The sequence below is a fragment of the Ensifer sp. Root142 genome, from assembly GCF_001426785.1.
GTDB classification, from domain to species: Bacteria; Pseudomonadota; Alphaproteobacteria; order Rhizobiales; family Rhizobiaceae; genus Ensifer; species Ensifer canadensis.
Genome location: NZ_LMFK01000034.1, coordinates 659,962 through 673,106 on the forward strand (window position 1 = coordinate 659,962; position 13,145 = coordinate 673,106).

General features: G+C 61.0%; 11 protein-coding genes and 1 pseudogene. 9 read left to right on the forward strand and 3 right to left on the reverse strand.

Features of this window, described 5'->3' with window-relative positions; all coding sequences use genetic code 11:
* Positions 1-60 precede the first annotated feature (60 nt).
* The 5 genes from ASD52_RS27805 (at position 61) to ASD52_RS27825 (ending at position 4,389) form a co-directional block, all read left to right on the forward strand.
* The gene (locus ASD52_RS27805) at positions 61-327 is read left to right on the forward strand and encodes a hypothetical protein (RefSeq protein WP_057206766.1); all 267 of its coding nucleotides are present in this window, start codon (positions 61-63) and stop codon (positions 325-327) included.
* A 54-nt stretch (positions 328-381) separates the two neighbouring features.
* On the forward strand, positions 382-1,398 hold the full coding sequence (locus tag ASD52_RS27810) for a DUF4105 domain-containing protein (RefSeq protein WP_057206764.1): 1,017 nt from the start codon (positions 382-384) through the stop codon (positions 1,396-1,398).
* Between the two features lie 412 nt (positions 1,399-1,810).
* The gene (locus ASD52_RS27815; protein WP_057226187.1) at positions 1,811-3,619 is read left to right on the forward strand and encodes a hypothetical protein; all 1,809 of its coding nucleotides are present in this window, start codon (positions 1,811-1,813) and stop codon (positions 3,617-3,619) included.
* Between the two features lie 189 nt (positions 3,620-3,808).
* Positions 3,809-4,009, forward strand: coding sequence for a type II toxin-antitoxin system VapB family antitoxin (locus ASD52_RS27820; protein WP_057206760.1), 201 nt, complete (start codon positions 3,809-3,811; stop codon positions 4,007-4,009).
* Positions 4,006-4,389 carry a type II toxin-antitoxin system VapC family toxin gene (locus tag ASD52_RS27825; RefSeq protein ID WP_057226189.1) on the forward strand — a complete coding sequence of 128 codons (384 nt, stop codon included), beginning with the start codon at positions 4,006-4,008 and terminating at the stop codon, positions 4,387-4,389. Before ASD52_RS27820 ends, ASD52_RS27825 begins: the two co-directional genes overlap by 4 nt.
* Positions 4,390-4,659: 270 nt before the next feature.
* Here ASD52_RS27825 and ASD52_RS27830 read toward each other — a convergent pair whose 3' ends face one another.
* Positions 4,660-6,459, reverse strand: coding sequence for an adenylate/guanylate cyclase domain-containing protein (locus ASD52_RS27830; protein ID WP_057206757.1), 1,800 nt, complete (start codon positions 6,457-6,459; stop codon positions 4,660-4,662).
* A gap of 208 nt (positions 6,460-6,667) precedes the next feature.
* A pseudogene (locus ASD52_RS37865) lies at positions 6,668-6,819 on the reverse strand (IS6 family transposase); the annotation flags it as partial.
* A gap of 143 nt (positions 6,820-6,962) precedes the next feature.
* Between ASD52_RS37865 and ASD52_RS27835 the strand changes: the two are divergent.
* Complete coding sequence (locus ASD52_RS27835) at positions 6,963-7,475, forward strand: hypothetical protein (protein ID WP_057221231.1); 513 nt, start codon at positions 6,963-6,965, stop codon at positions 7,473-7,475.
* 215 nt (positions 7,476-7,690) lie between these two features.
* Here ASD52_RS27835 and ASD52_RS27840 read toward each other — a convergent pair whose 3' ends face one another.
* Positions 7,691-8,293, reverse strand: coding sequence for a TetR/AcrR family transcriptional regulator (locus ASD52_RS27840; protein ID WP_057207302.1), 603 nt, complete (start codon positions 8,291-8,293; stop codon positions 7,691-7,693).
* A 305-nt stretch (positions 8,294-8,598) separates the two neighbouring features.
* Here ASD52_RS27840 and ASD52_RS27845 point away from each other — a divergent pair, with 305 nt between their 5' ends.
* Genes ASD52_RS27845 through ASD52_RS27855 form a run of 3 tightly spaced genes read left to right on the forward strand, consistent with a single transcriptional unit; the run spans position 8,599 to position 13,127 of the window.
* The gene (locus ASD52_RS27845) at positions 8,599-8,820 is read left to right on the forward strand and encodes a hypothetical protein (protein WP_057206753.1); all 222 of its coding nucleotides are present in this window, start codon (positions 8,599-8,601) and stop codon (positions 8,818-8,820) included.
* Positions 8,817-11,960 carry a multidrug efflux RND transporter permease subunit gene (locus ASD52_RS27850; protein WP_057226190.1) on the forward strand — a complete coding sequence of 1,048 codons (3,144 nt, stop codon included), beginning with the start codon at positions 8,817-8,819 and terminating at the stop codon, positions 11,958-11,960. The genes ASD52_RS27845 and ASD52_RS27850 overlap by 4 nt, the downstream gene beginning before the upstream one ends.
* Before the next feature lie 15 nt (positions 11,961-11,975).
* Entirely contained in the window at positions 11,976-13,127 is a 1,152-nt protein-coding gene (locus ASD52_RS27855; protein ID WP_057216450.1) for an efflux RND transporter periplasmic adaptor subunit, read from the forward strand.
* Positions 13,128-13,145 lie beyond the last annotated feature (18 nt).

Below are 13,145 nucleotides of genomic sequence, written 5' to 3' on the forward strand. Positions count from 1 at the left end.
TTCATGACGACTGCGCGGATGTGAGGGAACCCCTCACATCGCCTGTCCGGGGGCGATGCAATGGAATACGATACGGCGTTCGCCAAGCGCAGATTTCCCGGGCAGGCGCGCGAGATCGACGCGCTCGCCTCCCGCAATGAAAGCTTTCGAGAACTGTGCAACGATTTTTCCATCGCGGACCAACTCGTGCGGGACTGGGAGTCGTCCACGGCTCCGGAGCGAGACGAGCGGTACGCCGAGGCGCTTGAACTCATAGATGGCCTTGGCAAGGAAATCCACACCATGCTGGATCTTGACAAGGTCGTGCCATTCCCTGCCGCCCGTTGAACGCGCGATCTCCGCATCATCGCGGCACAGCAGCGGCTACAGAAAAGGAACAACATGCCTCGTTTGATGGCGATCATCCTCATCTTCGCGATCGCGCTGATCGTGGCGGCTTTGACAGCCTGGGGTTCCCTGGCCCTCTGGTTTCGCCTTTCCCTGCCTGATGCCGGACGGGCAATTGGCGCTGGCGTCTTCCTCGTCTTCGGTCTCTTCACTGTAGCGGCGCTTGCCAGCCGGCTGCGCGTGAGGGCCATCCTTTCGTTCGCTGGCGTCTTCGCCCTTGTTCTCTTCTGGTGGAGCTCGATCAAGCCGGAAGCGAACGCAGCATGGGCGCCGGATGTCGCCCGGCAGGTCACGGGTAGCATTGACGGAAATTCGCTGACCTTGACTGATGTCCGGGACTTCGGGTGGCGAAGCAATTCCGACTTCACGGAGCGCTGGACGACACGGACCTACGATGTGAGCAAAGTGAAGACCGTCGACCTGTTCATGTCATACTGGGCGGGGCCGAAGATCGCACATGTCATCTTCAGCTTCGGCTTCGAAGACGGAGAGCAACTCGCCTGGTCGATCGAGGTACGCCACAAGGTCGGTGGCGCGTTTTCTCCTCTTGCCGATCTCTTCAAGAACGACCCTCTGGTGATCCTTGCCGCGGACGAACGCGACGTTGTCGGCGTCCGCTCCAACGTGCGTGGCGAGGACGTCCAAGTCTATCGGCTGAGGGCCAGTCCAGAGCAGGCACGAAATCTGCTACTCGAATACGTGGCCGAGGCCAACGCTCTCGCCCGGACTCCGCAGTTCTACAATTCGATCACGACGAACTGCACGACGACCGTCGCCAAGCTGATGCGAGTCGCCGGAGACAAGGTCCCGTTCGACTGGCGGCTGATCGTCAACGGTTATCTTCCCGACTACGCCTATGACCGGGGAGCCATCGACACGTCGATGCCGCTTGCCCAGTTGCGAGAGATTTCCAAAATCGATGAGCGGGCGCGGGCGGATGGATTGTCGCCCGACTTCTCGAAGGCAATCCGCGTCGGAGTGCCCTCCCCGGCCGCCGCCGCCACACCGTAACCTACAGCAACATGCCGAGGAAATCGCGACGATGTCGCGTGATGCGCCCTGTCAGCAGTCGGCCAGGCGAAGTTTCGCCTACGCCCTCAACCAGGACGGAACTCATGAAGCTCGTTAAGCACGTTCAGAACACCGCCACGGCTGCGGCCCTACCGATGATGGCGACCGCACCATGCCGACTCCGGCCGAAGCTCGCCGTGCTGTGGTTGGCTAAGGAGCGAGAGGATGTGCAATATCGTACACTGTTCACCACCCTATATTTCTCCCGGTGGTTCTGTCTCGACAGCGCCACACTTTACGGCTGCGAAACCTCTTTCAAGTGTGGACGAGATGCCCTTCGGGAGGTAGGTTGCATAAGGGATTCCAATACAAGCAAAAACTGCTCGCGTTCTGTGACCGGTGAGGAGAATGCATGCAGACCTCGGTGTCGTCGCCGGTTGATCGGGCAGAGCGCCCCTATCCGACCCATGAGGAGGTCAGGGCACAACTTGTGCGGATTCTCTCCAGCCGCGAATTTCCTAGTGGTGGACGCGGCGCTGCCTTCCTGAAGTATGTTACCGAGGAAGCGCTTGCGGGCCGGGGGCACCGTCTCAAGGCGTATTCGGTTGCCATCGAGGTGTTCAACCGCAGCGCGGACTTCTCTCAGGACGATCCCATCGTGCGGATCGAGGCCGGACGTTTGCGCCGGGTCATCGAACGCTACTATCTTACTGCAGGCCAACACGATCCGATCCGCATTGACATCCCCAAGGGTGGCTACGTGCCAACCTTTACATGGAATGACACGCCGGCGCCGGCAGAGGCGGCCGACGATGAACTGAGCGAAGACGGCGGCGGACGCCGGACCTTCACATGGCGGCATCTCGGCTGGCCCGTGCTGGCCATGCTTGTAGCATTCGTTTGCGCGGGACTTGGCTATTACGCAGGCGGTCTGACGGGGGCAGCCTCCAGTCGTTCCGTCGGGCAGATTCCGGACGAGCCGACACTCGTGATCGCACCCTTCGCGGACCTGGGCGATGGCCCGCAGGCTGCACGCTATGCCGTCGGGCTGACCGAGGAGCTTCTCACCGCCCTTCCCCGCTTCAAGGAGATTATGGTCTTCGGCCGCGAGACATCGAAGACACTGCCTCCCGATATCGAGACATCGAAGGTTCGCGATCGACTGGGCGCGCACTACCTTCTCGCAGGTGGAGTCCGTGTTGCGGGGGACAAGGTTCGCGTAACAGTGCGCCTGGTCGAAACCTCCAACGGATCGATCCTGTGGTCGCAGGACTACGACGAGGATCTGGACACCCACGAACTCTTCGCCATCCAGTCCGATGTCGCCAGCAAAGTGGCTACGGCCATAGCCCAGCCTTACGGCATCATCGCGAAATCATTGGCGGCGAACCCGCCGCCGGACGATGTGGGCGTCAATGACTGTATGCTGCGTTTCTACGCCTACCGCGAGAAGCTTGCCCCGGAAGAACACCTGGCCGCGCGCGACTGCCTAGAGAGCGCCGTGGCGCGTTTCCCGGCCTACGCCACAGCTTGGTCGATGCTCTCGATTGTCCAACTCGACGAGGGCAGATTCCAGTTCAACCCGCAGAGTGACAAGGTTCCCGCGATGGAGCGTGCGCTCGGTTCGGCGCGGCGGGCGGTCTCACTCGAACCAGACAACACGCGCGCCCTGCAGGCGCTCATGACGGCCCTCTTCTTCAACAACGAGCCGAAGGAGGCGTTCGAGGTCGGCGAGGAGGCGCTCGCCGCTAACCCGAACGACACGGAGTTCCTCGGAGAGCTCGGAACGCGCGTCGCGTTCTCGGGGCAATGGGAGCGTGGTGCGGAACTACTTGATCGTGCGATCAAGCTCAATCCAGGCGGAGCCGGATATTACTTCGGGACGCGCGCTCTGATCGCCTGCATGCTCCAGGATCATGAGAAGGCGGTGCGGCTGATCCGCAAGGCCGACCTGAAGAAATTTCCGCTCTTCCATGGCGTTGCGGCGGTCATCTACTCTGAGGCCGGGCTCTTGGCAGACGCAAAGCGTGAGGGCGAGGTGTTCATGAACATGCGCCCCGACTATCTGCCCAACATCGTGGCCGAGAACCGGAAGAGAAACCTGCCGCAGAAGGACAGCATGCGCATCATCGCAGCGCTTCGACGGGTCGGACTGCCAGTGCCAAGTGCGAGAGATGTCGAAGCTGAATTCAGGGTTTCCGACGCCGCGCACCGCCCGTGAACGCCGTATGCTACATACCTCCTCAGCGACGTAGGTGGGTGGCCCCCCAGAAATGCGTGCAAGCTGCTGCGCGTTGGCGGCCGTGGGTCTCCTGCGCGCGTGAGCTAAGTTGATGGCCTGCGCCGGGCGTATCAGAGTGGGAACCAGGCGTAGATCCAGCACCAAATGCCCGAATTAGGAAACCAGATAATGCGATCGACTTTCAACCTCGACGACGCTCTCATGGAAAGAGCCAGATCTCTAACGGGTACAAAAGAAACCGCCGCTTTAGTCCGCCAAGCGTTGGAGACCCTTGTTCGTGTGGAGTCGGGAAAACGCCTCATCGCGCTCGGAGGAACTATGCCCGATGCGGAGGCAGCCCCACGCCGCCGGAGCACAGCGGCCAAGTGATACTTGCAGACACTTCTATCTGGATTGATCATTTCCGCCATGTCGATGCAGGCCTGCGTAGGATTATTGAGGACGATTGCCTACTCTGCCATCCGGCTGTGATTGGCGAACTGGCGCTTGGCAGCCTTCGGGATCGCGGGAGCGTGATAGCTTTCCTGGCCGCTCAGCGCGAAGCGTTCGTCGCAACACACGACGAAGTCATGACGATGATCGATCGCCACGGCGTTTTCAGCATGAGCATTGGCTACACTGATGCCCACTTGCTGGCCTCGGTTCTCCTTGATCAGCGAGCGGCCTTATGGACCAGAGACAAGCGTCTGCGAGCAGCGGCCGAAAAGACGGGGGCTTCACTGCACACGCCTGTCAACGCGCGGAACTAGATGCTGAATGATGCTACAGCGCCGCGCGTCTTATTAGACGCACAAAGGTCGCTGTAGAACTTTGAATTGCTGCATGTTTTGATCCTTAAATCGAATAGGATTTAAGGATAGACGCAGCAGTCATGCTGAGCGGCTGATGCGCTCGTGGCCTCAAACGCGCCAGAACCAGACCTTAGCCGCTCTCGCCCCTTCCAAGACATTGGATTGGCCGGCTCGCCAAAAGAGCAAATCCACGGCCGAGAACGGACCTCGCATGTCCTCGAACGGCAATCAGCGTTCGGGCAAACCTGCTTGCCGCAAACCCTCGGCCATCTGCTCTTCCCAATGCGGTATGTTTTGAAACCAGGGCAGCGCTCGATACCCCTCGATTGTAAAGCCTGGCTCGGCCGCCAATAGCTTCTGCGCGGCCCATCGGGCGGTCTCCAGGTCTCCGCTCATTGCCGACCAGGCGGCGAGATGGCGATAGGACCAGGTCACGTCAGGATAGCTGTTGATGACCTCCTGGGCTATCGCGATGGCCTGTGAAAGAGATCCTTCCATGGCCAAAGAAAAGGCCATCCCTAATCTCATGTTGAATGTGAGCGGATCTCTTGGGCTCAGGGTCATCCCACGCTGGAAGCGCTCCGGCGCGCGAGTGGCTTCGCCCTTGTAAATCGCGATCCAGCCCAGGCGCGCCCATGCCCAGGCATTGTTTGGATCAAGCGCAAGGGCCTTTTCGATAAAGATGGTGGCGCGCTGCTGGTCGCCGCAGATGCTCATTGCCGCGCCGGCGGCAGTCAGCGCGGTTGGATCATCGCTGATCGAGCCTGCAGCTTCGACCGCTGCGCGCGCCTTTTCCAGCTCAGGTTTCGGTTGTTCTGTCCATAGGTAGGAGGCGTTTGAGGCGTGGCACCACGCCAAAAGTGCATGCGCGCGACTATAGCTCCGATCGACGGCGATCGCTTGCTGAAGCAGTTCAATCGCCTGGTTGTTGGTATCCTTGCGGCGGCCCCAAAGGTACGGGTAGGCGCGCATAACGAGATCATAGGCCCGCAGGCTGGTCGGCGGCTTGCGCTTGGCCAGCTCGATCTCTGCATTGCGGATGACCGGATGAATGGCGCCTGCCACCTGCGCCGCGATCCGATCCTGGAACTCGAAAATATCTTCGATTGCGCCCTCGTAACGATCGGACCAGGATTGGGTCCTTGTCTCCGCGTCGACCAGTTGCACGGAAATGCGCAGTCGGTCGCCGCCCCGGCGAACGGTGCCTTCGACCACATAATTGACGCCGAGTTCCCTGCCGACTTCACGCACGTCGACGAAGCGTCCCTTGTAGGTGAATGCGGACTGTCGCGCGATTACAAAGAAATCCCGAACGCGCGAGAGCGCAGCGGTGATCTCCTCTACAACGCCGTCTACGAAGTATTCGTCGCCTTGGCCGCTGAGGTTGTCGAAGGGCATGACGACGATTGACGGCTGGTCCTTGCCACGTCGGGGCGCAAGTAATGGCGCGGACGCGATGCTGCCTCCGACAGGCATATCTTGCTGCCAATCGACGCGGTAGACGAAGATTGGCCGGGGGATATTCTTCAAGCTCCGCTCGCCGAGGCTGGTCAGCGCGAACGGTACCTTGCCGTCAAGATGTTCGCGCACCGATGCGGAAATGCAGATGCCTGACGGAGCGGCGATCTCCTGCACGCGTGCCGCGATATTGACGCCGTCGCCGAGCAGATCGTCTCCCGACACAACGACGTCACCCAGATTGACGCCGATGCGGAATTCCAAGCGGCGATCGGGTGGGAGGGCCTCTGAGAGATTGAAGAGACGGCGCTGGATTTCTACTGAGCACCGGACGGCCTGAACAGCGCTTGGGAACTCGGCGACAAGGCCGTCGCCTGCGCTACCGAAGATACGGCCACCATGCTCGCTAACCGTTTCGTCAATTCGACCGCGGCATAGATCGAGTGCGCGAACTGTACCCTCCTCGTCCAGCGCCGTGAGGCGGCTGAAGCCGGCAACATCGGCTGAAAGGATGGCTGCAAGCTTTCGATCCACAGCGGTGAACGCTCCTGCGGCGCACGATATCGTCATCGTGGGCTAATATGCGCGCATTTTCCCACATTCACAGATGTTTTTCGCCAGCGAGATCGGATGAAAGACCGCTTCTCTAATCGGGCATTGGGGTCAAGCTCCTTTCCGATCTTCGGTGGCCTGATCGTTCACGAGGTAACCCTGCCGGAGCACGTTCCCCGGCAATGTCACGTTGTTTCATCAACGCCCGACAAAGCGTTTGTCTATGACTTGCGCGCGTCACGGCTTTCCACTGCGCGCCATTGTGCGGATCCGATGAATGTGGGTGGCTGGGGCTGAGTGTTTCTGGTCTGCCGAGAAGACCGAGATGAAACGTTGCAAGCCGCCGACAGATCGAACTCCCTGCATCATGCCTTCTCGTTAGTGGGGGCGTGCAAATGCCGTGCACTTTGTTCATCTGTTCTCCTAGCGGGCCTGGCAAACAGAGTTGATCGGAAATGATCTCAATTTTTAATGTGTCTCACTGTAGAGATTGTCCACAGTGCCTGATTGAGGAACCTCCCGTGAAATTGTTCGACTGGCTGACAGGATATAAACCGGCGCCGGATGGGGTGAACCGCCAGTCCACGACAGCGCTTCGCAATGATCTTCTCGCCATCAATAGAAAGACTGCGCCGTTCATCATTCGTGACGGCAAGCCGGAAGGCGTCGATCTCGTCGCCGAATGGAAGATCGTTGATGCCCGCTGGTACGAACTATTTGCCAAAGCTGGGCTGCAAAGGGTGTTCAAGGTGCTGATGAAATTCGATGCTGCCAATTGCGAAGTTCGCGCCGTCGATCAGGAATGGTCCGTCGAATGGCGCGCCGGCGTGCCCGCGCTTACTTTGAGCGCTGATGCGTTTCGCGGTCGAAAGTGGGAAAAAAGCTTCGAGATGGCCTTCGCCTTCAAGGAAGATTTATCCTACGGCAAGGTTTACGAATATCGATTCAATACCACCGAAATAAAGACGCCCCTAATTGAAGCCGCTCATCGGACCGGCTGGGGTTGGAGAGGCGTGGCGTTCGGGAAGTTATGACTGCGTCACTCTTCACATGCGGAAGACAGGCCGGCGCTCTTTGCCGCGGCAGTTCGCCTTGCCGCATGTCTGCTGGCTGATCACCTATCCGCGTGCAGGCTGGCCTGGAGCGACCACCCTCAGATCGCCGGAGCTGTGCGCATCGACAACGAGCACGTCTTCATGATCGACAGCCACCATCCCGAATAGCCTGCGGAGCGGTAGGCAACGCGCCGCTATCTGCGGACGGCACTGCTCCCGGAAAGCGACAGGATCGCCGCGTCGGCGATTTCCGCAAAGCGGGCACTCGGCCCCTGCACCCCGCTGCTTTGCTGGGCGACACGCGCGCCCTCGATCAACAACAGCAACGTGTCGCAGAGCAGTTCCGCATTGGCGACACCGGCCTTGCGGCAAAGCTCCACAACGCGATCGCGTTGCCCATCCTTGAACTTCCGGATCACCGATCTGCCTGGATGGTCCGCGTCCGTCAGCTGGACGGCGGCGCTCATCATTTCCCAGTGGCAATCGTCGTCGCCGAGGTGCTCGGCGATCCGCCGGACCCAGGCCCTGAGCTGCGCCAGCCCGTCGCCGGGGTGGGCGTCCTCCAGCTCCCGCCAGAAGCCGTCCATCTCCATTCCCGCGCGCTGAAGACATTCGACGATGAGTTCGTCCTTCGAATTGAAGTGACGATAGAGCGTCATCTTGTTGCTGCTGGCGGCATCGGCGATGGCGTCGACACCGATCCCGCGAATGCCGTGCCTGCGGAACAGCTGGCGGGCCGCCTTGACGAGGCGATCGCGCGGCGAAAGACGTGGTTGCTTGCGGGAATCCGTGGTCATCGCATTCGGCCCGACGTCGTCGGCATGGAAAAACTTGCCCCTTGACGACCCGTTGGCGACAGATAACATGCGACGATGTTACCGACCAGTAACATTTTCGCCAGCGGCGCATCGAGGAATGCCGTTTGTCGCGAGGGCTTCCGGGACACAGCGGTAACTGCAGAAAAATTTCTAGCGTAATGTCGGTGGGCGCGGTCGTCGGGCGTCTTTTAGCCAGAGTGCACACCGCACAGACTTGTAAGTTTTGATCACGTTCAAGATTTGGGTCGCTCCGGCCCATCGTGATCTCGTGCTGGAGCCTTACGATGCGCATGCTGGATGGGCCGAAGGCGAAGAACCGCACCGCTGACCGCAAGGTCCGCGTGGCAGACGTCTGCCTACCCGTTATCGGGATCTCCCGAAATGCCGCCTGCATCCCTGCCGCAAACATTCTGCCCGACGAACGCTCCAATCGCGGGGCACTTTACCACAACGGCGCCCTGTGGACCGTTCACGGCGGCGCCTTGCAAGGATCGATCCCGCCATGATCGACTTCTTCATTCACCGGCCGATCTTCGCATCGGCGATCGCGATCATCATGACGCTTGCCGGCGGCATCTGCTATTTCCTGCTGCCGATCTCGCAGTTTCCCGACGTGACGCCGCCACAGATCGTCGTCGCTGCCAACTACCCTGGCGCCAGTGCCCAAGTCGTCGCCGATACGGTGACGACGCCGCTCGAACAGCAGATCAACGGCGTGCCGGGCATGCTCTATATGACCTCGACGAGTTCGAATGACGGCTCGTCGCGGATCATCATTTCCTTCGAAGTGGGCTATCCGATCGACGTCGCCGCACTCGACGTCCAGAACCGAGTTTCGCAGGCAGCATCCTCGCTTCCCGCGCTCGTCAACCAGACCGGCGTGACCATTGCCAAGCAAATCCCGAACTTCACCGTGCTGGTGAGCCTGGATTCGCCTGACAATTCGGTCGATTTCGCCTCCGTCAGCAACTACGCCTACCTGCAGATCCTCGATCCATTGAAGCGCCTGCCTGGGGTCGGCGACGTCCAGCTCTTTGGCGAGCGTCGCTATTCGATGCGCGTCTGGCTCGATCCCGACCGTCTTGCCAATCTCGGCATCACCGCCGTCGACGTGCAGAACGTCATCGCCGAACAGAACATCCAGGTCGCAGGCGGCAAGATCGGGCAATCGCCGGCACCAGCCGGGACACCCTTCGAGATGCAGATCAACGCGCTCGGTCGGTTGAGCGATCCGGCGCAGTTCGGCGATATCGTGCTTCGGGCCGACCAGACGACCGGGGCGACGACGCGGCTGCGCGATGTGGCGCGCATCGAACTCGGGGCACTGCTCTATTCGTCGTCGGTCACCTTCAACGGCAAGGAAAGTGTCGTACTCGCCGTATTCCAGGCGCCCGGTTCCAATGCGCTCGACCTGCAAAGCCGCGTCCAGGCCAAAATGGATGAACTGTCGCAGCGCTTCCCCGCAGGCATCGCCTACCACATGTTTTACGACACCACCCGCTTCGTCTCGGCGGCGATGGAGGATGTGGTGTTTACGTTGCTCGAGGCGCTCGCCCTCGTCGTCTTCGTCGTCTTCATCTTCCTGCAGAACCTGCGCACCACGATCATTCCGACGATCGCCATCCCGGTGTCGCTGATCGCGACGCTGGTCGTCATGTATCTGTTCGGCTTTTCGCTGAACATGCTGAGCCTGCTCGGCATGGTGCTCGCCATCGGCCTCGTGGTCGACGACGCGATCGTCGTCGTCGAGAACGTCGAACGTCAGCTTGAGGCCGGCCTGCCGCCACTTGCCGCTACGCGCAAGGCGATGCAGGAAGTGACAGGCCCGATCATCGCGACCACCGCAGTTTTGCTTGCGGTCTTCATTCCGGTCGCCTTCATCCCGGGCGTTGCCGGCAGCCTTTACAACCAGTTCGCCCTGACGGTCGCGATCTCGGTCGCCTTTTCCGCCTTCAACTCGCTGACCCTCAGCCCGGCGCTCAGCGCCGCCTTCCTGCGTTATCGCGGCGAGCCGCGCTTTGCGCTCTTCCGTTGGTTCAACACCGGCTTTCACGCACTGTCGGATGGTTATGCACGCAGCATAGCCGGGCTCGTGCGCTGGCGCTGGGCGCTGTTTGCGCTCTTCCTCATCGCCATCGGCTCGACCTACGCGCTGTGGCAGCGCACGCCGTCGACCTTCCTGCCGGTCGAAGACCAGGGTTACTTCTTCGTCGTCATCCAGCTTCCCGACGGCGCCTCGCTCGAACGCACCCAGGCCGTCGCGCGGCGATCCGAGGAGATCCTTCGCGGCACGTCAGGTGTCGATTTCGTCGGCTCCGTCGTCGGCTTCAATTTCCTGTCCTTCGCCGCCCAGTCGAATTCCGCCGTGCAATTCGCGGTTCTGAAGCCATGGGATGAACGTCCCGCGGCACAAGGCGCTTCGGCGCTGCGCGAGGCGGTGCAGCCGCAATTGCTGCAGATCCCGGACGCGCTTGTGCTCGCCTTTGATCCCCCGTCGATCCAGGGGCTCGGCGCGACCGGTGGCTTCGAGTTTCAGGTCGAAGATCTCGCCGGGCGCAGTGCACAGGCGCTCAGCGACACAACCCAGGCGCTGATTGCCGAGGCGCGCAAACAGCCGGAGATCAATCCCTACCAGCTCTTCACCACCTTCAGCACGTCGAGCCCGCAATTCGACTACGATCTCGACCGTGACAAGGCGAAACTGCTCGGCCTCAACCTGCCGGATATCTTCAGCACGCTGCAGATCTATTTCGGCTCGCTCTATGTCAACGACTTCAACCTGTTCGGTCGCACCTTCCGCGTGACGCTGCAGGCCGATCAGGCTGCGCGGGCCTCGGCCACCGATCTTTCACGGTTCTATGTGCGCAACAGCCAGGGCGAAATGGTGCCGCTCAACACGCTCGGCTCGTTCAAGTCGACGGTCGGACCAGAGAGCATCACCCACTACAACAACTATCCCTCTGCGCTGATCAACGGCGCGGCAGCACCCGGCTTCAGTTCAAGCCAGGCGGCAGCGGCAATGGAGCGGGTCGCCCGTACGACGCTGCCGCGGGACTACACATTCGAATGGACCGGCATTACCTATCAGGAGATCCGCGCAGGTTCGATCGCCGCGCTCGTCTTTGCGCTCGCGCTTGTTTTCTGCTTCCTGATCCTGGCCGCCCAGTACGAAAGCTGGTCGATGCCGTTCATGGTGCTGCTCTCGGTACCGCTCGCGCTTCTGGGCGCGCTGTCAGCACTGTGGCTTCGCGGAATGCAGATCGACGTCTATTCGCAGATCGGTTTCGTGATGCTGGTTGGACTTGCCGCCAAGAACGCCATCCTGATCGTCGAGTTCGCGCGCCGCCGGCGCGAGGAAGGGCTGGATGTGGTGGCAGCAGCATCGGAAGCGGCGCGCCTGCGCTTGCGCCCGATTCTGATGACAGCCTTTGCCTTCATCCTCGGCGTGCTGCCGCTGATGTACGCCAAGGGCGCCGGTGCTGCCAGCCGCCAGTCGATCGGCACCACCGTGTTCGGCGGCATGCTCGCGGCGACCGTTCTCACACTCATTTTCGTCCCGGTCTTCTACGCGGTCATCGAACAATGGCGGGAGGGACTTTCCTCAAAGCCCGTCGGCCAGAGCCACGAGCCGGAGGCGGCGGAATAAGGATTGGAGCCTAACATGCGTGGTTCGAGACTGGTCCTTGCCGCAGTGGTCATAATCGCCGCCCTCGCTGCGGCCTACCACTACAGGAATGGCGGGTTCGAGATCAAAGGCGGCGATGCCGGGGCCGCCCCGGCTCCAGCGCAACAGGCCATGCCCGTTCCCGTCGCGGCTGTCGTCAAGAAAACGATCCCCATCTATCTTGACTATTCCGCACGGACCGAGGCGATCCGCAACGTGACGCTTCGCGCCAAGATCACCGGCTATATCGAGTCACAGGCGGTTGCGGACGGTTCGGATGTTCAGGGCGGCGATCTCCTCTATCGGATCGACGCACGCGACTATCGGGCGGAACTGGATCAGGCAAAGGCCCAGGTCGAAAGGGACGAAGCGTCACTCGCCTATCTCCGATCCAATCTCACGCGCGGCAACGAGCTTGCCACGACAGGATATCTGGACAAGGACAGTTTCGACCAGCGTCAGAGCGCAGTGCGTCAGGCGGAGGCTGCACTTGCCATGTCGCGGGCGGCGGTGCGCACCGCTGAGATCAACCTCGACTACACCGAAATCCGCGCCCCCTTTGCCGGGCAGCTTGGGCGCAACCTGGCGCCGGAGGGAACACTGGTCAGCAGCACGACCGGAACCCCGCTCAACAACCTTGTGCAGCTTTCGCCGATCTATGTCTCGTTCAACCCGAGCGAAACCGAACTCGCCGACATCCGGAAGGCCCGGACAAAGGGCAAAGTGGAGGCAGAGGTGCTTCTGCCCGGCGACAAGGAACCGCGTTACCGCGGCGACCTCAGCTTCATAAACAACACGGTCGAGGGCAATACCGGAACGGTGGTAGCGCGCGCCACGATCGACAATGCCGATCTGACCCTGCTTCCCGGCCAGTATGTCCGCGTGCGCCTGAAGATCAGGGATGAACCGAACGTGATGATGGTGCCGGAGACAGCGCTCGGATCGAGCCAGCTCGGCAAATATGTCTATGTCGTCGGCAAGGACGATACGGTCGAGCAGCGGCTCGTCACCCTCGGCCCGACCAGCGGCGATCTCATTGGGTTGGCCTCGGGTGTTTCGGAAGGCGACCAGGTGATCGCCGGAAATCTGCAGAAGATCTTCCCCGGCGCGCCAGTCAAGCCGATGCCGGCGGGGCAGGCGCAGAAGTAGCGCGGCGCTGTAGGATCG